Raw genomic sequence first — 19,957 nt, 5'->3', positions numbered from 1 at the left:
CCTTCGGCACGATCGGCCGCCTAGACTCTGCACTCGCGTCCCGCATCGGGGCCGACGAGCAGAAAGGCACGTTGACGGGTGTTCCAGGATTCCCCCATCTACGACCGACTCATCGCGGAGTGCGGCGACGTGCCCGCGCAGGTGCGCCGTGAGGCCGAACGCGTGAGCAGGGAGCTGGAGCTGGTCATGCGGCCCCTGCAGTCCCCCGGTTACGCCCCCGGCCTCGACCGGCCCCAGTCCCCGGGCAACGGCTGGCAGCGCACCGCCCTGCTGCCGGGGCCGCGGTCGCACTGAGCCCCGCGCGGTGACGGTCCCCTCACCGCACCGTGCTGCCCGCCTCGTCGAGCTCGGCGGGCTCGTCGGGAATGGGACGGGACAGCCACTCGGCGATGGACCGGGCGATCGGCTGCCCCGTCTCCACCTCCACGAACCCGAACTGCCCCGACTGGTTGCATTCCAGGAACCACCAGGTCCCGTCGGCGTCCTCGGCGAAGTCGAAAGCCCCGTAAGCCAGCCCGGACCGGCGCAGATACATGCGTACGGCATCGGCGGTGCGCGCCGGGACCTCGACCGGCTCCCAGGGGGGTCCGGGAGCGGCGAAACGCACGTCCACCTCCTCCGGATCCGCGTCCGGCCGCGTCGCCTTGCGGGCCGCCAGCAGCCGCTCGCCCACCGCGGTCAGCCTGATGTCGGCCCGCTTGGCGATCCGCCGCTGCAGCAGCGTCGGCCCGAACGCGACCGCGGAGAAGTCCGTGTCCGGCGCCACCCGGCTGGTCGGCACCGCCCGCGGCGGGTCCTGCGGATGTGCCCCCGACACCGGTTTGACCACCAGGTCCGGGAAGCGCTCCGCGAACTCCCGCGCGGCGCGCGGGAACGTGGTGATCACTGTGGCCGGCACGGGCAGGCCGCAGCGCTGGGCCAGCCGCAGCTGCCACGGCTTGTGGCGGGCCCGCAGGGCCGCGTCCGGATGGTTCATCCAGCGCGCGTCACAGCCGCGCAGCATGCCGTAGAGCGCCTGCGACGCCTCCTCGGTCAGCCACGCGGACGGCTGCGGCGCGCGGCCGGCCGGTGCACCGGGCCGGCGCACCCACACGGACCGCAGCCCGCCGATGCTCACCAGCCTTCCACCGGTGGACAGATGGCCGCGGAAGCGACCGTGGACGTACTCGCCGGACAGCGAGACGCCGCCCGTCAGATCGGCGGGATCGAGGCGCACCACCGGCACCCCGCGGCCGTTCAGATGGACGACCACCATGTCGGCGGTCACATCCTCCTCACTGGTGAGGATCAGGACGGTCATCGTCTACGGTCCGCGTTCAGTCGTCGAAGTGGGTCTTGGAGCCCGCGGTGGACGTCGTCGTCCCCACCTCGCGCAACAGCGCGTGATCGCAGGCCGCGATCCGTCCGTCGCCGAGTACGTTCAACTGCAGTCCGGAGTCATAGGCGTACGGAGTGGCAACGGCCAACTCCACCGCCGGACGTGCGTAGTTGAGCGCGAACGGTTGCATCGTCTCTCCCTCGTCGGTGCTGCGCCGAGCAGGCAACGGCCCACGGTGCGCCGTCGCTTGGTCCGCCGACTTCTTTTGGCTTCCAGAGACTTATACGAATCGAACGAGTGGTTGGTTTCCTCACGGAGCGTAATCGTCGGCGGGTTGCCGGCCGCCCCGCCGGAGGCGTGCTCCGGGAGCCCGGACGCCGGAGGAACCCTGCACGCTGCGCAGAGCGAGCAGGAGTACGCCCACGTCGTCCAGGTAGACCGGATCGGGCAGCAGATCGGCCGGCAGCACCAGATAGAGGACGGCGCCCCAGAACACCCAGCGGGGCCCCGTGGGCAGCCCCGCGTGACGCAACTCACGCCGTGTGCGCACCAGTCGGACCAGGACGCCGACGGCGCCGGCCAGCACCGCGACCGCGAGGACCGCGGCGACGACGAGCACCACGGTGGTCGTCTCCAACGGACCGCCCTCCTCCCGTGACCCGTGCCGCGGCCCCGCCGCGACACAGCCTGCACTGAGCGGATTCCCGCTCGCGGCGCCGCCATGGCGGCCGGGACCGGCCATGCGCGCACGCGTCCGGTGCCCCGCGGGATCCGTGCGAAACGCCGGATCGCCGCAGGTCGTCCGGGTGGCTCAGCCGAGTGGCGGCGGACGGTGGAACGCCTGGAAATGGTCATCGGCCCTCCCTGTGGGCCGGTCACGGCCACCTTCCCTCCGTCGCCTTCCCCGGACGAACCGGTCATATCGCCCAGGTGGCCCCGCCACGCCCCGCCGGCCACCCCGTCCCGGCCCGCGGGACCCGCCCCCGCCCTCCGCGGCCCGCCGCTCCGGAAGGACTAGCCGTCCGTCGCGGCCGGCCGGTGTTCCGCGGGCGGGTCCCCGGCCGTGGGGCGGCGCGTCCTGGCGCCGGCCTTGAGGCGTTCCAGCGTGCGGGTCAGGTGCTGGAGGGGAGAGGGGGAGGGGGACGGAACCCGGGGCGCGGGGGACTGCCCCGAGCCCGGGGACTCGGCGGACTCCCGGTACGCGGTCAGCGCCTCGTGGGCGCGTTCCGCCGCCTCACGGTAGAGGTCCCGGGATTTCGTCATCGCCTCCAGCGCCTCGGCGTACATCGCCACCAGTGCCCGCTCGCGGGCGAGTTCCTCCTCCGTGGTCAGCAGGTGCCACTCCTCCCGCAGCGCCGTCAGCGCCTCCCGCGCCCCGTCCGGCAGCGCGCGCGGCAGCGCGTCGTACCGGGCCACCGCCGCCACGAGGTCGACCGGTTCCGTGCCGTCCAGGAACACCGCGCGTACGGCGAAGGCGCCGGCGTCGTAGCCCTCCGGGGGCGGACCGCCGGGCAGCACCGCCGCGCCCCCGCGCGGAACCTCCACACCGAACTCCCGCAGCGCCCAGTTCGCCACCCGCGACTGCTGGGGCGTGGCCCGGTGCTCCACCACCCGGTCCCGCAGGCCCGGCGGCAGCCAGCGGGCGAGCGGCACCCGGCCGCGCTCGTCCGTGGTCATGGCCTCGTGGACGACGACATGGATGTGCCACGCGTCGCGCGCGCAGTCGCGCAGCAGCCGCCGTACGGCCTTGTCGTCCTCGGGGAGCGGATTGATCCCGCCCGGCCGCAGCCCCGTCACCGGGTCGGTGTTCCACCCGGTGTCCGGCTCCGACGGCCAGAACATGCCCGCCGGGGACGGCCAGGAGGGGTCCCAGGGCTGCTCCGCCTCGGCGACCAGGGTCCAGTCCCGGCCCGCGTCCGTGCCGGGCGCGAGGCTCAGCCGGGCGCGCACGGTGACCCCGCCGGCGACCCGCCTCCGGGACTCGAACACGAGGTCGGGAGCGGTCTCGGAGGCGGGGAGTTCCAGGAAGTCGTCGATGTCCTGGCCGGCCTTGAGCCAGTGCAGGGTGTGCCGGAGCGCCGTGTCCGGTGTGGCGCCGGTGTGGCGGCCGCGGGCCAGCCAGACGGTGGGAGGGACGGCGGAGTGGTCTGAGGAAGAGGTCGGCATGGGTCCAGTCGTGAACGGGGGCGCGTGCTCCTGCCAGTATCGTCGGGGCGGGCCGGAGGGTTGAGCCGGGGCTCCGCCCGACGGCGTGTCGCGCACGGGGTGTGCGCGGCGCGCACAGGGTGACGGCGGTTCACCCGTGGTCCCGGTGGCGAGGTCGTCGCCACCACGGGTCCCGCGGGCGGGGCCGGCCCGTCATCCGCGTCGGGGCCGCCCCCGCCCGCGCCCGGCCGCCCCCCGCTCCGGTTCCGGCGGCAAAAGCCCGGACCCTACCAGGGGCGCACCGTCCCTGTCGCATATTCCCCCGGAAAACGCCAAAGTCCTCACCTCGATCGAGCACACACCGTAGCGTCGGCGTCACGTTCGCGGTACAGCCGTGCGAGAAGGGGGATCCGGCGTGCCCGGAATCGACGAGAGCCTGCTGGAAGCCATGCGTCTGCCGGGGGCGCGCGGTGCCCTGGTGGCCGACTGGATCAGCGGCCTCGCCCTGGGGGCGGTGGGCGAGGCGCCCGCTGGGGACGCGGAGGCCACGGCCGCGGAGACCGCCGAACTCGCCCGCCTGGCCATGGAGAGCGGCACGCTCGCGCCCGGCGGCGGCCGGGCCGGGACGGGCGGGGAACCACCCGTCGACGACCTGATCCTCACCACCGCCGACGCGTACCACCTCCTGCGCTTCGTCGTCACGACCTTCGACAGCACGGTGTTCCTGTACCTCTGGCTCGACCGCGCCGACGGCAACCTCGCCCTGGCCCGGATCCGGCTGGCCGAGATGGCGGACCGGCTGGTGCTCGGATGACCACGGCGTGCACCGACGGAACCGCGCCGGCGCTGCTCGGCACCCTCGCGGCCGACCACGCCACCGGGGCGCTCTCCACGGAGTCCGGGATCTTCTACCTCTCGGCCGGACGCGTCGTCCACGTCGAGTCCGCCTACAGCCCCGACCTCGGCGACCTGCTCACCCGCAGCGGCGCCGTCGCCCCGGCCGGCTGGTGGGACGCGGTCGAACGGGCGGGGGCGGTGCACCGCGTCGGCCGCCACCTGGTGGACAGCGGGCGCCTCACCACCGGAGCGCTGGAACTGTGCCATCTGGGCGCCCTGTTCGACGCGGCGTACTTCGCGCTCGCCCACGACGGCGCCACGCTCCGCTTCCGCCCCGGAGTCGCGCACTGGCTCGGCGCGGTCCGCCCCGTACCCGTGGCGACCGTGCTCGGCGAGTCACGGCGCCGCCGCGACCTGCTGCACCGCATCTGGCCCGACCCGGCCGTCGACACCGCCCCGCTCACCCGCGTGCCCGGCGCCCCTCCCGCCGAACTGCCGCCCCGCCGCGCCCGTACCCTCGCCCAGGTCGACGGCGCCCGCACCGCCGCGCAGATCGCCGCGGCCCTCGCCCACCGCACCTTCCACACCCTCGTCGAACTGCGCCGCCTGGCCGCCGGCGGACTGGTCACCCCCGCGCCACCCCCGCCCGCCACGCCCGTCCACGCCGTCCCCGACGCGGGCGGCGCGGCGTGGGACGAGCCCGACGCAGCGCTGCTGAGACGGCTCCTGGACGCCTTGGAGGCACTGTGATCCGCGCGCGCCGACAGCGTGCCGAAAGGAGACTGCTCATGGCCGTCGAGACCGACGTGCTGGACGAACTGCGTCGGCTCCGCACCCGCGTACCCCGGCTGGCGGGCTCCCTCGCGGCCACCGTCGACGGACTCGTCCTCGCCCACGACGTGCCGGAGACCGAACCGGAGGGGCTGGCCGCGCTCACCGCCGCCGCGCTCGGCGTCGCCTACCGCATGGCGGACGCCGCCGCCCGCGGGGAGTTCCGCGAACTCCTGGTGCGCGGCAGCCGGGGCTACATCGCGACCTACGCGGCCGGCACCACCGCCGTCCTCACCCTCCTCGCCGACGACCGGGTCAACGTGGGCCGGCTGCACCTGGAGGGGCGGCGCAGCGGTGCCCGGATCGCGGAGCTGGTGGACACCCGCATCGGCCCGGGCGGAGGGCGGCACGCCGACCGGCCGGCGGCCCCGGAGCCCCCCGGGCCGGCCCAGGACCCGGTCCGGCCCATCGGCACCCTCCCGGTGCGGACCCCGCAGCGGCCCGCACACCGGCCCCGGCCCCAGCCCGGCGGCTGACCCCCGGCTCTCCTCCGGCTCTCCTCCGGCCGGACGCCTCCGCACGACCCGGCGGCCGGCCCGAATCACCCATCACGACCGAAAAGGACACGTCCCATGGCCAACACCGAGACCTCGCTCAAGGAATGCCTCAGCTCCATCGACGGCGCGACGGCCGTCGCACTGGTCGACTACACCAGCGGCATGGCCCTCGGCACGCTGGGCGGCGGCAAGGACTTCAACCTGGAGGTCGCCGCCGCCGGCAACACCGACGTCGTGCGGTCCAAGCTGCGCACCATGGAACACCTGGGGCTGAACGAGGAGATCGAGGACATCCTGATCACCCTGAGCAGCCAGTACCACCTCATCCGCCTGCTCAAGGGACGCGGCGGGAACGGTCTCTTCCTGTACCTGGTGCTCGACGGCGGCCGGGCCAATCTGGCCATGGCGCGGCACCAGTTGCGCCGCATCGAGGCCGAGCTCGAGGTCTGATCCGCCGCCGCGGGCCCTCCGCGCCGCCGTGGGCGCGGAGGGCCCGCGGCGGTCAGGCCGCCTCCGGGAGCCACAGGTCGGGACCGAAGACCTCGTAGCGGATGGAGCGGGCGGGCACCCCGGCGTCGAGCAGCCGGCCGCGCACGGCCCGCATGAACGGCAGCGGGCCGCACAGGTACACCGTCGCGTCCGCCGGTACGTCGATTCCCGCGAGGTCCATCAGGCCGCTTCGGGCGTCCGGCTCCTCGGGGCCGGGGCGCTCGTACCAGAAGACCGCCTCCGCGTCGGGCAGCGAGGCCACCGTCTCGCGGGTCTCGGTGCGCAGGGCGTGCTCGGCGGGCGAGCCGTCGGCGTGCAGGACGAGCACCCGCCGGGTGGAGCCGGTGGCGGCCAGCCGGGCAAGCATGCCCAGCACCGGGGTGCAGCCGATGCCGGCCGAGACCAGGACCAGCGGCGTGTCGGCCTCGTCGAGCGCCACGTCGCCGGCGGGCACGGACAGTATGAGCTCGTCACCGGTGCCGGTCCGCTCGTGCAGCAGGTTGGAGACCTCGCCGTCCGGTGCGCCGTCCGCTCCCGCGAGCCGTTTGACGGTGATGCGGCGCAGCTCGTCCCCGGGGTCCGAGGACAGGCTGTACTGGCGCAGCTGGTGCACCCCGTCGGGCATGCGCAGTCTCACGCTGACGTACTGGCCCGCCCGGGCCGGCGGGGCGGGCCTGCCGTCGGCGGGGCGCAGCAGGAACGATACCACGTCGTCCGTCTCCTCGTGGCGTTCCACGACCGTCCAGGGGCGCCAGATGTCGCCCGCTTCGACGCCGGCGTCGTGGTACAGGCGCGCCTCCCGGGCGATGAGGGCGCCGGCCATCAGCCAGTACACCTCGTCCCAGGCTGCGGCGACCTCGGGCGTCACCGCGTCGCCCAGCACCTCGGCGATGGCGCCGAACAGGTACTTGTGCACGATCGTGTACTGGTCGTCGGTGATCCCGACCGCCACGTGCTTGTGGGCGATCCGGGACAGCAGGGCGTCCGGCCGGGTGTCCGGGTCGGCGAGGAGCGCCTGGGCGAAACCGGCTATGGACCCGGCGAGCGCCCGGCGCTGGGCGCCACTGGCCTGGTTGCCCCGGTTGAACAGGCCGTCCAGCAGCTCGGGCCGGTCGCGGAACATCGAGCCGTAGAAACGCGTGGTGATCTCGTCGAGCGCCCCGGCCACGGCGGGCAGGGTGGCCCGCAGCACTGCGGCGGACTCTTCGGACAGCATGAGGTCTCCCAAGGGCGGGACGGGGGAAGCGGATCGGCCGCGGATCCGGACCGGCGGCAGCACCTGTATAGCAATCCGACCTGCCCGTTACCATGGGTAAGGAGGCCGTCGGGGGCGACGCGGGACCGTCGTCCCGCCGGAAGGGGACCTCCGGCCCCGCAGGGCGGCCGCGGGACGGGGCCGGCCGGCCCCGTCCGGTACGACGGGCCGGCCGCCCACCCGTGCTCCCCGCCGGTCCGGCCGCCCGGCCCATGCCGTACCGTCACCTTTGCCGGACCGTTACCGGGGCGCCGACCGGGTGGCCGCCGGGCGACGGCGTCGGACGAGGGGACGGGAGGCACACGGGTGGCAGGCTCCGAGCGGGACGAGGACGCCCGGGTACGGCTACCGCAGCTGAGGCTCGACGAGCTGCTGGAGGAGCTCCAGGCGCGGATCGACGCGGCCCGTGGCACCCGCGACCGGGTGCGCAGTCTGCTGGAGGCCGTTCTCTCGGTCGGCCGGGAACTCGACCTGGAGCAGGTGCTGCACAGCATCGTGGAGGCCGCGGCGGCGCTGGTCGACGCGGAGTACGCGGCACTGGGCGTGATCGGCCCGGACGGCAAGCGGCTGTCCGCCTTCCACACCGTCGGGGTCAGCGAGGAGGAGATCGCCCGCATCGGCCACTACCCCGAGGGCCACGGCATCCTCGGCGAGCTGATCCGCCATCCGGAGCCGCTGCGGATGGCGAAACTCTCCGACCACCCCGCCTCCTACGGATTCCCGCCCCACCACCCGCCCATGAACACCTTCCTCGGGGTTCCCATCCGGGTCCGCGACCAGGTCTTCGGCAACCTGTACCTGACCGAGAAGCGGGGCGGGGCGGACTTCGACGAGGAGGACGAGTCGGTCCTGTCCACCCTCGCGGTCGCGGCCGGCGTCGCCATCGACAACGCCCGCCTGTACGAGGAGTCCCGGCTGCGCGAGCGGTGGCTGCGGGCCAACGCCGAGATCACCCACGGACTGATGTCCGGCAGCGAACGCGGCGCGGCGCTCCTGCTCATCGCGGAACGCGCCCGGGAGATCACCGGGGCCGCCCTCGCCGTGGTCGCGGTGCCCATGGCCGGCACCGACTCACTGACCGTGGAACTGGCCCTCGGGCAGGGCGCGGACACCCACCGCGGGCTCGTCGTGCCCGTCGACGACAGCCTGCTGGGCCGCGCCTTCACCAGCGCCGCTCCCGTCACCAGCGCGGACATCGCGCACGACGACCGGGTCTTCCCGGGCCCCCAGCGGTACACGGACCTCGGTCCGGCGGCCGCCGTGCCCATCGGGTCGGGCGAGGGCGTGCGCGGCATCGTCCTGCTGGTGCGGGCCGCGGGCCGCAACGCGTTCACGGACGAGGAGATCGAACCGCTGCGGGGTTTCGCCGCCCAGGCGGCCGTGGCGATGGAGCTGGCGGAACGCCGCCAGGACGCCGAGCAGATCGCCGTGCTCGAGGACCGCGACCGGATCGCCCGCGATCTGCACGATCTGGCGATCCAGCGGCTGTTCGCCACCGGCATGACGCTGCAGAGCGCCGGCCGGTTCATCGAGCACAAGGGGGCCTCGGAGCGGGTGCTGCGGGCCGTGGACGACCTGGACGAGACCATCAAGATCATCCGGTCGACCATCTTCGGCCTGCGCTCGCCCGCCGACGAGGGCGGCGGCGGAACCGGTCTGCGGGCCCGCGTCGTACGGGTGGTCGGCGAGGCCGCACCCGTGCTGGGCTTCCCCCCGAGCGTGCGGATGGAGGGCCTGATCGACACCCACGTCTCCAAGGAGGTCGCCGACCACCTGGTGGCCGTGCTCTCCGAGGCGCTGACCAACATCGCCCGGCACGCCCGCGCCGACCGGGCCGAGGTGGTGCTCGAGACCGACGGACGCGAGGTACGGCTGACGGTGGCGGACAACGGCGTGGGCGTTCCGGACGGGGGCCGCCGCAGCGGGCTGCGCAACATGGCCGAACGCGCGGAACGGCTGGGCGGCACGTTCGACGTCACCGGCTCCGCCGACGGGGGCACCACCCTGCTGTGGCGCGTGCCGGTGGGGGAGCGGTAGGCGGCTGTGCCGGTCCGTGTGTGCCGGGCACCCGCCACGGGTACTCCGGTGGTCGGCCGTGGCGGCCGTCCCTCCGGGACCGGCGGGGGCCTCGCCGCCGGTGACGGCTCCGGGACGGAACGCCGCGGCGCGGGGCCGCGTGGTGGCCGTCGGCGGGAGGAGCGTCGCAGTGACGGGCTGGACCTGGGAGCACGAGGGGTACGACCCCGCCGACGCGCGCCTGAGGGAGTCGCTGTGCACCCTGGGCAACGGATACTTCGCCACCCGGGGCGCACTGCCGGAGTGTTCCGCGGACGAGGTGCACTACCCGGGCACGTACGCGGCCGGCGTCTACAACCGGCTCGTCTCCGACGTCGCCGGACGGCGCGTCGAGAACGAGGACATGGTCAACCTCCCCAACTGGCTGCCGCTGCGCTTCCGGCTCCCCGGCGAGCCCTGGCTCACCCCCGACACCGCGCACGTGCTCGACCACGGCGAGACCCTGCACCTGTCCTCGGGACTCCTGGAGCGCAGGACGCGGTACGGCCTCGGCGCCGGACGGACGCTCCTGGTGCGCCAGCACCGCTTCGTGCACATGGCCGACCCCCATCTGGCGGGCCTGCGCACCGAGTTCACCGCCGAGGGCTTCTCCGGCGCCCTGGAGACCGAGGCGGCGCTCGACGGCGACGTCACCAACACCGGGGTGCCGCGCTACCGGGAGCTGGACGGCCGTCATCTGACCCACGTGCTCACCGGCACGACCGCCGCGGACACGGTGTGGCTGCGCTGCCGCACCCGCACCTCGGACGTCCGGATCGCGTTCGCCGCCCGGCTGACGGCACCCGCGCCCGTCACGAACCGGCACGACCGCCCGCGCGCCCTGCAGAGCACCCGTCTGGACCTGGCCGCCGGAGAGACCGTCACCGTCGACAAGATCGTCGCCCTGCACACCTCCCGCGACCCCGCGATCAGCGACCCGCTGCACGCCGCCGTCGACCGGGTGGTCCGGGCGGGCGGCTTCGACGAGCTGCTCCCGCCGCACCTGACGGCCTGGGACCAGCTGTGGCGCCGCGCCGAACTGGACGTACCCGGCGAGGCGGGCCGCATCCTGCGGCTGCACCTCTTCCACGTCCTGCAGACCCTCTCCCCGCACACCGCCGACCTGGACGTGGGGGTCCCGGCCCGGGGGCTGCACGGCGAGGCGTACCGGGGGCACGTCTTCTGGGACGAGCTGTTCGTCCTGCCCTACCTCAACCTGCACTTCCCCGAGATCTCCCGCGCGCTGCTGCACCACCGGCACCGGCGTCTGGAGCGCGCCCGCACCGCCGCCCGGGACGCCGGACGGCACGGCGCGATGTACCCCTGGCAGAGCGGCAGCGACGGACGGGAGGAGACCCAGCAGCTGCACCTCAACCCCCGCTCCGGCCGCTGGCTGCCCGACCACTCCCACCTCCAGCACCACGTCGGATCGGCGATCGCGTACAACGTCTGGCAGTACTGCGAGGCCAGTGGCGACCAGGAGTTCCTGCACACCAAGGGCGCCGAGATGCTGCTGAACATCTCCCGCTTCTGGGCGGACTCCGCCGGCTTCGACGACCGGCTGGGCCGCTACCGCATCAAGGGCGTGGTCGGCCCCGACGAGTACCACGACGCCTACCCGGACGCCGTCGAACCGGGACTCGACGACAACGCGTACACCAATGTCACGGCCGCCTGGGTGCTCGCCCGCACCCTGGACGTGCTGCGCGGTCTGCCCGAGCCGCGCCGCCGTGAACTCGCCGAGCGGACCGGACTGGACGCGAGGGAACTGGAGCAGTGGGAGGAGGTCTCCCGCACCCTCCACGTCCCCCTCCACCACGGCGTCATCAGCCAGTTCGAGGGCTACGGCGAACTCGCCGAACTCGACTGGCGGGGCTACCGGCACCGCTACGGCGACATCCGGCGCCTGGACCGGCTGCTGGAGGCCGAGGGCGACAGCGTCAACCGCTACCAGGCCTCCAAGCAGGCGGACGTCCTGATGCTGGGCTACCTCTTCTCGCCCGCCGAACTCCAGGGGATCTTCCGCAGGCTGGGGATGAGCCTGGACGAACGAACCTGGCGGCGCACGGTCGACCACTACCTGCACCGCACCAGCCACGGCTCCACCCTCAGCGGCCTGGTCCACGGCCGGGTGCTGGCCCGGGCCCGGCGCGCGGACGCCTGGAAGTTCTGCCAGGAGGCCCTGCGGGCGGACATCGCCGACATCCAGGGCGGCACCACCGGAGAGGGGATCCACCTCGGCGCCATGGCCGGCACCCTCGACCTCGTCCAGCGCGGACTGACCGGTCTCGAGACCCGCGGCGGAGCCCTGTGGCTCGACCCGGTGCCCCTGCCCGAACTGTCCTCCTACGGCTTCACCCTGCGCTACCACGGCCACTGGGGCGTCCGGCTGCGGCTGGAACACGGCCTGCTGGAGATCGCCGTGCCCGCCTCCGGCCGTTCCCCGATCGAGGTCCACCTCCCGGACCGCACGGTCCGCCTCCAGCCCGGTGAAACGGACCGCCTGGCGCTCCCCGGCTGAGACGCGCGAGCGCCCGTCCGGTCCCGGAAACGGACCGGACGGGCGCTCGGTGGTCGGGCCCTTGCGGGGCAGGGGGTCAGGCGCCGCTCTCGCGCAGCATGTCCTCGCGCTCCACGATCTTCACGCGTTCACGGCCCTGCGGCTCGCCCAGCGCCTTCTCCGCGGCGTCCAGGCGGTACCAGCCGTCCCAGGTGGTGAAGCGGATGCCGCGTTCGGCGAGGAACGCGTCCACGGCCTCGGGGTCCGGCGACGCGGGCGTCTGGAGCCGGCCGCCCGCGTAGTCCGCCAGCAGATTCCCCACCGTCTCGTTGGCGTCGCCCTTGGTGTGGCCGATCAGGCCCACCGGACCGCGCCGGATCCAGCCGGTGACGTACGTGGAGTCCAGGTGCTCACCGGTCTCCTGGACGACGCGCCCGCCCTCGTCCGGGACCGTGCCGGAGTCGACGTCCCAGGGCAGCTTGGGGAGCTTGTCGGAGAGGTAGCCCACGGCCCGGTAGACCGCGCTGACGTCCCAGTCCTTGAACTCGCCGGTCCCCTTCACGTTGCCGGTGCCGTCGAGCTCGGTGCGCTCGGTGCGCAGGCCGACGACCTTGCCGTCCTCGCCGAGGATCTCGGTGGGCGACTCGAAGAAGTGCAGGAACAGCTTGTGCGGACGGTCGCCGACGTCGCGGATCGCCCAGTTCTCCAGGGTCTTGGCGACCATGTCGGCCTGCTTGTTGCCGCGCCGGGTGGCGATCGAACCGTCGTCGTAGTCGATGTCCTCGGGGTCGACGATCACCTCAATGGTGGGGGAGTGGTCCAGCTCCCGCAGCTCCATCGGGCTGAACTTCGCCTGCGCCGGCCCACGGCGGCCGAAGACGTGGATCTCCACCGCCTTGTTGGCCTTCAGGCCCTCGTGGACGTTCGGCGGGATCTCGGTGGGCAGCAGCTCGTCGGCCGTCTTGGCCAGGATCCGGGCCACGTCGAGGGCGACGTTGCCGACGCCGAGCACGGCGACCTTCTCGGCCTCGAGCGGCCAGGTGCGCGGCACGTCCGGGTGGCCGTCGTACCAGGAGACGAAGTCCGCGGCGCCGTAGGAGCCGTCCAGGTCGATGCCCGGGATCGGCAGCGCGCGGTCGGCCGTGGCGCCGGTGGCGAAGATCACACCGTCGTAGAACGCGCGCAGATCGTCGAGGTGGAGGTCGGTGCCGTAGTCCACGTTGCCGAACAGCCGGATCTGCGGCTTGTCGAGCACTTGGTGCAGGGCGGTGATGATGCCCTTGATCCGCGGGTGGTCGGGGGCGACGCCGTAACGGATCAGTCCGAACGGCGCCGGCATGCGCTCGAAGATGTCGATGGACACGCCCGGTTCGGCGGCCACGTCGGACTTGAGCAGGGCGTCGGCGGCGTAGATCCCGGCGGGGCCGGATCCGACGATGGCTACCCGCAGGGGGCGGGGCATGGTCAGGTTCCCTTCGAGCGATGACAGACGACTCGGTTGGAAGCCTAGACTGAGGCATGCCTTACCTGGTACGCGGGTCCGGTCTATGGACTCATAAGTCTCTCTTATGAGGACTCCCCACGCGGCCTTATGCCTCACGGAACGGGCTGTTCCGTCCAGATGACCTTGCCGGCGGGCAGGTAGCGGGTGCCCCAGCGTTCGGCGAGCTGGGCGACCAGGAACAGGCCGCGTCCGCCCTCGTCCGTCATGGTCGCGTACCGCAGGTGGGGCGAGGTGCTGCTGCTGTCGTACACCTCGCAGACCAGGGTGCGGTCGTACAGCATCCGCACCCGGATGGGGGCGTCGCCGTAGCGGAGCGCGTTGGTGACCAGCTCGCTCAGGATCAGCTCCGTGCCGAATGCCAGCTCGTCCAGCCCCCACTCGGCCAGCTTCCGGGTGACCGCCGCCCGCACCTCGCCGACGGCCGCCGGATCGGGCGGCACCGGCCACTGGGCGATCCGGCCGGCGTCCAGCGCCCGCGTCCGCGCCACGAGCAGCGCGATGTCGTCACCGGCCCGCGCCGGGCGCCGGGACTCCAGTACGACCCTGCACGTGTCCTCGGGGGAGTCGCCGGCCCGGGACAGCGCCTCGCACAGCTGCTCCAGACCGACGTCGATGTCGTGCCCGCGGTCCTCGACCAGTCCGTCGGTGTAGAGCACGAGCCGGCTGCCTTCCGGCAGGTCCAGATCGGCCGACTCGAACGGCAGACCGCCGAGCCCCAGCGGGGGACCGGCGGGCACGTCCCAGAACTCCACGCCGCCGCCCGGACGGACCACGGCCGGCGGCGGATGGCCCGCCCGGGCCACGGTGCAGCGCCGGGAGACCGGGTCGTAGACCGCGTACAGACAGGTCGCCCCCGTCACCGGCGCGCTCTGTTCGTCCTGCGCCTCGTCCTGGTCGATGCGCCCGACCAGCTCGTCGAGCAGGGCCAGGAGCTCGTCGGGCGGGAGGTCCAGCGCGGAGAAGTTGTGCACCGCCGTGCGCAGCCGCCCCATCGTGGCCGCCGCGTGCAGGCCGTGGCCGACGACGTCGCCGACCACGAGCGCGACCCGGGCCCCGGACAGCGGCAGCACGTCGAACCAGTCCCCGCCCACCCCGGCCTGCGCGGGCAGGTAACGGTAGGCGATCTCCAGGGCGTTCTGCTCGGGCAGGGTGCGCGGCAGCAGGCTCCGCTGGAGCGTCACCGCCATGCCGTGCTCGCGGGTGTAACGGCGGGCGTTGTCGATGGCGACCGCGGCCCGCGCGACCAGCTCCTCCGCGAGAGCCAGCTCCTCGGTGTCGAACGGCTCCGCCTTCCGCGAACGCCAGAAGCTCACCACCCCGAGCACCAGCGTCCCGGCCCGCAGCGGCACGGTGATCAGCGAATGGATGCCGTACGCCATGACCTGCCCGGAGCGCTCCGCGTCCTGTGCGTGCCAGCCCGGCGCCTCGTCGAGCCGGGGCTCCAGGACCGGCCGGCCGGTGGCGAGGCTGACACCCTGCGGGGACGAGCCGACGAAGCGGATCTGCTCGTCCTTGGGGTAGAGCGGAGCGTCCGTGCCGATCCCCGCCGACGCCGTGCGGCGCAGTGCGCCGGTCGCGTCGGGGTGGCCGCCGGCCGGCACCGACTCGAACAGGTCCACCGTGACGAAGTCGGCGAACCGCGGCACGGCCAGTTCGGCGAGCTCCTCGGCCGTGCGGGTGACGTCCAGGCTCGTCCCGATGCCCACCCCGGCGTCGTACAGCATGTCGAGCCGCGCGCGGGACACCTCCGCCCGGCCGGACAGGGCGCGCAGCTCGGTGGAGTCGCGGACCGTGGCCACGCTGCCGGGCGGGCCGCCCGCCCGGTCGGTGGGCCGCTGGTTGACCGCCAGGAGCCGGTCGGCCACCGGATGCACCTCGTCCGTGGCGACGCGGCCCGAGGACAGCAGCTCGGCGGTGCCGGGGTCCAGGCCGAGGGCCTGCACGGGCCGGCCCTCGGCGTCCTCGGGCAGGCCGAGCAGCCGGCGCGCCTCGTCGTTGGCGAGCATCAGCGTCCCGTCCCCGTCGACGATGATCACCCCCTCGCGCACCGCGTGCAGCACCGCGTCGTGGTGTTCGTACATCCGGGTCATCTCGTGCGGGCCCAGGCCGTGGGTCTGGCGCAGCAGCCGTCTGCTCACCAGGGCCGCGCCGCCGGTCGCCAGGGCGAGCGCGGCGAGCGCCGCGCCCAGGACGAGGGGCAGCTGGTCCTTCGCGGCCCCGCCCACGTGCTCGGTCGTGATGCCGGCCGACACCAGGCCCACCACCTCGCCGCCGGCGTCCTTCACCGGCACCACCGCCTGCACCAGCCGTCCGATGGTGCCCTCGATCTCCTCCACCACCGGCTCGCCGGCCAGCGCGGGCCCGATGGTGCCGACGAACCGCTTGCCGATGCGGTCCGTCCTGGGATGCGTGTAGCGGGTGCCGTCGGTGTTCATGACGACGACGAAGTCGACCCGCGCCTGCTCGCGCGCCGCCTCGGCGCGCGGCTGGAGCACGGCCGTGGGGCCGGGGGAGTCCAGCGCCTCGACGATGCCCGGCGCGTTCGCGAAGGTCTCCGCGACGGCGAGCGAGCGGTTGCGGGCCTCCTGCGTGCTGTCCCGCCGCACCTGGAGCACCAGCGCCACGACGGCGGCCACGACCAGCAACAGCACGATCAGCAGGTGCAGCACGAACACCTGTCCGGCGACGCTGCGCCCGCTCGGCACCGACCGCAGCGCCGCCGCCGGATGCCACCGGGAGCGGCCGTCCGCGTCCCGCCGGCGCCGTACGGACGCCGCGGTACCGGGCTGCAGGGACGACCGGGGCCGGGATCGACCCATGAGTCGGACCATGTGCCATGTCTACACTGCCGCGCCACGCGAGGCGAGGGGCGGCGTCCACCCGAACGGCGGGACGCCGTGTCCCGGGTCCCCCGGGTCGCGCGCGGCCGTCCCCCGGTGACCGCGCGCGACCCTCCCCCGGCACGCGGCCGTCCCCCGAAGGCCGCGCGCGTTCCTCGACCGGGCCACCCCGGCACGCCGTGCTCCGCGGCCTCAGTCGGCCAGGGCGCGGGCCAGTTCCGTGGTGGCGCGGGCGATCTCGGTGTCCGGCTCGGCCAGCAGCCGGTTCAGGTCGCCGCGCCGGGCGCGCACCGCCTGCCGGGCGGCCCGCTCCCACACCACCGGGTTCTCCCGGCGGTTGAGCAGCTTGGGATACGCGGCGGCGGTGCTCTCCCACTGCCGGGCGTCGGCGATGGCCTTGAGCAACTGGATGATCCCGGCCCGGCAGGTGATGTGCGGCAGCTGGGCCAGCTCCCAGAGGAAGGGGACCGTGGCGGCGGTCGCCTGTTCCGTGACGAAGCCGTACTGGCAGATCCGTTTCCGCAGATCCTCCAGGGCGGCGCCGGCGGTGCCGGCGTCCCCCCAGGCGATGCCGTTCAGCAGCAGGGGGATGGCCGCCGCCGAACCGGTGGAGTCCTGCATGTCGGCCCACGGCACGCGGGACAGTGCCGTGAGGGGCGTGGTACGGGCCACTCCGGTGGGGGACGTGTGGCGCACAGGGCGCTCGCTGCTCGGCTGTTCCGTAGAAGCGCTGCGCATGGCGTGGGTGCCTTTCCGCGGCAGTCGTGTCAGATGGGGGGTCGGGTCGACAACCGGGCCCACACCGTCTTGCCCGCCGGAGGGGTCGGGGTCCAGCCCCATCCCTCCGACAGGGCGTCGACGATGCGCAGCCCCCGGCCGTGCTCCTCCGGGCCGGGGCCGGCACCGGGTCTGCGGACGGGCGGACGGTCGTCGGGGTCGGAGACGGTGAGCAGCAGGTGCGTGGGCTCCAGGTGGAACCCGAGCCGGATGTCCGGCGCGCCCGCGCACCGCGGTGCCGCGTGGATCACGGCGTTGGCGGCGAGCTCGGTGATCACGAGGGTGGCGTCGTCGCAGTGGTGGCCGAGCGACCAGTCGCGCAGGGTGTCCCGGGTGAAGCACCGCGCCCGTGCGAGCCCCTCCCGGCCGCACGCGAGGCGCAGCGTGACCGAGGCGGACCCGGGGCGGGCCGTCACCGGCACCGGGAGCGGCCGGCGCGGACCCGCCGCCGTGCCGCGGCCACCGGTCCGTGTCACGGCGGCGGCCGGGGGCCGGAGCAGTGGATGCGCAGGTGATGACACGGCATCTCCCTGATGCGACGTCAGGACGGAGCGCCAGCACGGGGGTTGACGCCGCAGCTATTATCCACGCTGACGGCGCTCTCGTGCAATTGCACGGGAAATTGCGCGAGATTTTTCCGGGGCGGCCGGCCGGGCGGCGCACCGGGAGACACGGGAACAGCAAGGAGACAGCGGTGCCAGGAGTGCGCAACGGAGTGCGGGCCAGCCAGTTGGACGCCCGCTGGATCAAGAGCCGGCACAGCAACGCCGAGGGCAACTGCGTCGAGGTGGCCCCGCTGACCGACGGGGGCATAGCGATGCGCAACTCCCGTGACCCCGACGGCCCCGCCCTCGTCTACACGGCCGCGGAGCTGGCGGCGTTCCTGGCCGGCGCGAAGGACGGCGAGTTCGACCACCTCGTCTGAAACGCCCGCGGTGAACGGCGCCGGCCGTCCGGGCCGGTGCCGGCCGCGCGCGAGCGGAGTCCGGCTCGCCACTTCCCCGCGGCTTTCGTACGTGGATGCGGTGAGGGGCAGTCAGGTGCGATAGTGTAAACCGCCCTTCCGCCGGTCCGCTGGGAGTCAGGATGTCCGCCGCGTCGCATCGCATCTCCCGTCTGGAACCCTATCTGGACAGGCCCGAGCCCGCTCCGACCCTGCTGAAGATGCTGGTCGGCGTGCAGCTGGCGGGCTTCCGTGACGATGCCGGGCTCTCCCAGGACCAGGCGGCGCGCTCCGTCGGCTTCAGCCCGGCGAAGCTCTCCCGCATCGAGTCCGGCAAGGGCCGCCGCCCGCCCACCGAGGGTGACGTCCGGGCCCTGCTGAAGCTCTACGGCACCGACGAGTACGAGGCCTCGGTGCTGCTCAAGCTGCTGCTGCGGGCCGGGGAGCCGGGCTGGTGGCAGCGGTACGACAAGCGGCTGATGCCCGAGTGGTTCGACCGCCTGGTGGGGCTCCAGGAGGCCGCCGCCACCATCCGCACCTTCGAGATCCAGTACGTCCCCGGGCTGCTGCAGACCGCCGCCTACACCCGCGCGGTGGTGGAGCGGGGACTGCCGCACGCCCCGGCGGGTGAGGTGCAGCGCCGGGTCGAGCTGCGCATGCGCCGTGCCGAACTGCTGATGCGCGAGGCCGCGCCGCAGCTCTGGGCCGTCATAGACGAGTCGGTCCTGCTGCGCGTCCTGGGCGGCCCCGCGGTGATGCGCGAGCAGCTCGAACACCTGGTGGCGATGGCCGAGCGGACCAACGTGACGGTGCAGATCGTGCCGCTGGACGTGACCAACGCGTCGGCTCCCGCCATCCCCGTGACCTATCTGCGCTTCGGCGGGCTCGACCTGCCCGACGTGGTCTACCTGGAGCACATCAGGAGCGCCAACTTCCTGGAGGACCGCGACGAGACGGAGGAGTACCGGATCGCGCTGGACCGCCTCGCCGACGAGGCGCTCACACCGCGCGACTCGGTGGAACTGCTCCGCAGGACGATCGAGTCGCGCTACGCCACGGAGTAGCGCCGGGCGCGGACCCGCCGGCGCCCCGTGGGACCCGAGCGGTCCGGCGGGGGCGTCGCGGCGTCAGGGGTTACAGCGGGAGCCGGCCCACACCGCCGAACTCGATCCACTCCTTGGTGAGCTGGCGGGGCGCCACCTCGGTGTCCGGACGCCAGGTGGACACCTCCACCAGGCCCGGCTCCAGGATCTCCAGGCCCTCGAAGTACGACTCGACGTCCTTCTGCTCGCGCACCCGGCCCCAGTTCCCGTGGGTCGCCTTGTCCATGAAGTCGGTGACGAACGCGCGGACCTCCGGGTCCTCGCTGACGAGCTGGCACATCACCATGAAGCTGCCCGGCGCCAGCCGTTCGCGCACCCGGCGGGCCAGGGCGAGCGGACCGTCGGTGTCACTGTCCGGGATGCAGTGGAAGACCGAGTTGAACAGCACGCAGACCGGCTCCGAGAAGTCGATCAGGCGCCGGGTCTCCGGGTGGCCGAATATCCCCTCGGTGTCGCGCATGTCGGCCTGGATGACCGCGGTGCGCCGGTCCTGTTCCAGCAGGGCGCGGCCGTGCACCAGCACCATCGGGTCGTTGTCGGCGTACACCACGTGGGCGGTCGGGTCGATGCGCTGCGCGACCTGGTGGACGTTGTCCTGGGTGGGCAGACCGGAACCGTGGTCGACGTACTGCCGTATCCCGTACTCCTGCGTGAGGGTGCGGACCACCCGCTGGAGGAAACGCCGGTTGTTCAGCGCCAGGCGGCGGGTGCTGGGCACCACCTTGTCGAGTTCCTCGGTCGCGGCACGGTCCGCCGCGTAGTTGTCCTTGCCGCCCAGGTAGTAGTCGTACATGCGCGCCGCCGTCGGCACGGTCGCGTCGATCTCGGTGGACAGCTGCTTACCGGTGTGCATCGTTCCCCCT

19 protein-coding genes are annotated in these 19,957 nt (G+C 73.7%); 9 read left to right on the top strand and 10 right to left on the bottom strand.

The annotated features are described in order from the left end of the window. Positions 1 to 78 precede the first annotated feature (78 nt). Positions 79 to 294: a hypothetical protein gene (locus ACFY3N_RS24685; protein WP_073934139.1), complete on the top strand. Its 216-nt coding sequence runs from the start codon at positions 79 to 81 to the stop codon at positions 292 to 294. Positions 295 to 316: 22 nt separating this feature from the next. On the opposite strand, the gene tgmB is transcribed toward ACFY3N_RS24685, so the two are convergent. The 4 genes from tgmB to ACFY3N_RS24665 form a co-directional block, all read right to left on the bottom strand. Further along, positions 317 to 1,300: an ATP-grasp ribosomal peptide maturase gene (tgmB, locus tag ACFY3N_RS24680; protein ID WP_390818888.1), complete on the bottom strand. Its 984-nt coding sequence runs from the start codon at positions 1,298 to 1,300 to the stop codon at positions 317 to 319. A 16-nt stretch (positions 1,301 to 1,316) separates the two neighbouring features. Next, positions 1,317 to 1,508 carry a putative ATP-grasp-modified RiPP gene (gene tgmA, locus ACFY3N_RS24675; protein WP_004935783.1) on the bottom strand — a complete coding sequence of 64 codons (192 nt, stop codon included), beginning with the start codon at positions 1,506 to 1,508 and terminating at the stop codon, positions 1,317 to 1,319. Positions 1,509 to 1,628: 120 nt separating this feature from the next. Then, positions 1,629 to 1,955 (bottom strand): YkvA family protein, encoded by a 327-nt coding sequence (locus ACFY3N_RS24670; protein WP_390818887.1) that lies wholly within the window; start codon positions 1,953 to 1,955, stop codon positions 1,629 to 1,631. 377 nt (positions 1,956 to 2,332) lie between these two features. Next, positions 2,333 to 3,484 (bottom strand): hypothetical protein, encoded by a 1,152-nt coding sequence (locus tag ACFY3N_RS24665; protein ID WP_390818886.1) that lies wholly within the window; start codon positions 3,482 to 3,484, stop codon positions 2,333 to 2,335. A 394-nt stretch (positions 3,485 to 3,878) separates the two neighbouring features. On the opposite strand from ACFY3N_RS24665, the gene ACFY3N_RS24660 reads away from it, so the two are divergent. The 4 genes from ACFY3N_RS24660 to ACFY3N_RS24645 all read left to right on the top strand — a co-directional run bounded on the left by ACFY3N_RS24660 (position 3,879) and on the right by ACFY3N_RS24645 (position 6,078). Further along, positions 3,879 to 4,277, top strand: coding sequence for a hypothetical protein (locus ACFY3N_RS24660; RefSeq protein ID WP_390818885.1), 399 nt, complete (start codon positions 3,879 to 3,881; stop codon positions 4,275 to 4,277). Then, the gene (locus ACFY3N_RS24655; protein ID WP_390818884.1) at positions 4,274 to 5,050 is read left to right on the top strand and encodes a hypothetical protein; all 777 of its coding nucleotides are present in this window, start codon (positions 4,274 to 4,276) and stop codon (positions 5,048 to 5,050) included. The genes ACFY3N_RS24660 and ACFY3N_RS24655 overlap by 4 nt, the downstream gene beginning before the upstream one ends. Positions 5,051 to 5,088: 38 nt before the next feature. Next, positions 5,089 to 5,607 carry a roadblock/LC7 domain-containing protein gene (locus ACFY3N_RS24650; RefSeq protein ID WP_390818883.1) on the top strand — a complete coding sequence of 173 codons (519 nt, stop codon included), beginning with the start codon at positions 5,089 to 5,091 and terminating at the stop codon, positions 5,605 to 5,607. Between the two features lie 96 nt (positions 5,608 to 5,703). Beyond that, the gene (locus ACFY3N_RS24645; RefSeq protein ID WP_390818882.1) at positions 5,704 to 6,078 is read left to right on the top strand and encodes a hypothetical protein; all 375 of its coding nucleotides are present in this window, start codon (positions 5,704 to 5,706) and stop codon (positions 6,076 to 6,078) included. A 52-nt stretch (positions 6,079 to 6,130) separates the two neighbouring features. Here the strand turns inward: ACFY3N_RS24645 and ACFY3N_RS24640 are convergent, their stop codons facing one another. Further along, entirely contained in the window at positions 6,131 to 7,333 is a 1,203-nt protein-coding gene (locus ACFY3N_RS24640) for a globin domain-containing protein (RefSeq protein WP_390818881.1), read from the bottom strand. Positions 7,334 to 7,678: 345 nt separating this feature from the next. Here ACFY3N_RS24640 and ACFY3N_RS24635 point away from each other — a divergent pair, with 345 nt between their 5' ends. Next, positions 7,679 to 9,409, top strand: coding sequence for a GAF domain-containing protein (locus ACFY3N_RS24635; protein ID WP_390818880.1), 1,731 nt, complete (start codon positions 7,679 to 7,681; stop codon positions 9,407 to 9,409). Positions 9,410 to 9,578: 169 nt separating this feature from the next. Continuing rightward, positions 9,579 to 11,948, top strand: a complete 2,370-nt coding sequence (locus tag ACFY3N_RS24630) for a glycoside hydrolase family 65 protein (RefSeq protein WP_390818879.1) — start codon at positions 9,579 to 9,581, stop codon at positions 11,946 to 11,948. Positions 11,949 to 12,024: 76 nt separating this feature from the next. On the opposite strand, the gene ACFY3N_RS24625 is transcribed toward ACFY3N_RS24630, so the two are convergent. The 4 genes from ACFY3N_RS24625 to ACFY3N_RS24610 form a co-directional block, all read right to left on the bottom strand. Further along, positions 12,025 to 13,389 carry an FAD-dependent oxidoreductase gene (locus tag ACFY3N_RS24625; protein WP_390818878.1) on the bottom strand — a complete coding sequence of 455 codons (1,365 nt, stop codon included), beginning with the start codon at positions 13,387 to 13,389 and terminating at the stop codon, positions 12,025 to 12,027. Between the two features lie 134 nt (positions 13,390 to 13,523). Next, positions 13,524 to 16,262 carry a SpoIIE family protein phosphatase gene (locus tag ACFY3N_RS24620; RefSeq protein ID WP_390818877.1) on the bottom strand — a complete coding sequence of 913 codons (2,739 nt, stop codon included), beginning with the start codon at positions 16,260 to 16,262 and terminating at the stop codon, positions 13,524 to 13,526. A 201-nt stretch (positions 16,263 to 16,463) separates the two neighbouring features. After that, on the bottom strand, positions 16,464 to 17,009 hold the full coding sequence (locus tag ACFY3N_RS24615) for a hypothetical protein (protein ID WP_390818876.1): 546 nt from the start codon (positions 17,007 to 17,009) through the stop codon (positions 16,464 to 16,466). Positions 17,010 to 17,038: 29 nt separating this feature from the next. Next, positions 17,039 to 17,569, bottom strand: coding sequence for an ATP-binding protein (locus ACFY3N_RS24610; protein ID WP_390818875.1), 531 nt, complete (start codon positions 17,567 to 17,569; stop codon positions 17,039 to 17,041). 173 nt (positions 17,570 to 17,742) lie between these two features. On the opposite strand from ACFY3N_RS24610, the gene ACFY3N_RS24605 reads away from it, so the two are divergent. Both ACFY3N_RS24605 and ACFY3N_RS24600 read left to right on the top strand, forming a co-directional pair. Next, entirely contained in the window at positions 17,743 to 17,973 is a 231-nt protein-coding gene (locus ACFY3N_RS24605) for a DUF397 domain-containing protein (protein ID WP_073934125.1), read from the top strand. A 161-nt stretch (positions 17,974 to 18,134) separates the two neighbouring features. Next, entirely contained in the window at positions 18,135 to 19,055 is a 921-nt protein-coding gene (locus tag ACFY3N_RS24600) for a helix-turn-helix domain-containing protein (protein ID WP_390818874.1), read from the top strand. Positions 19,056 to 19,125: 70 nt separating this feature from the next. Here ACFY3N_RS24600 and ACFY3N_RS24595 read toward each other — a convergent pair whose 3' ends face one another. Next, positions 19,126 to 19,947, bottom strand: coding sequence for an SAM-dependent methyltransferase (locus ACFY3N_RS24595; protein WP_390818873.1), 822 nt, complete (start codon positions 19,945 to 19,947; stop codon positions 19,126 to 19,128). Positions 19,948 to 19,957 lie beyond the last annotated feature (10 nt).

Source organism: Streptomyces sp. NPDC000348, from assembly GCF_042898795.1.
Lineage (GTDB): Bacteria > Actinomycetota > Actinomycetes > Streptomycetales > Streptomycetaceae > Streptomyces.
Note: the sequence above shows the minus strand (reverse complement) of the source record. Positions and strands in the feature narration are given on the sequence as shown.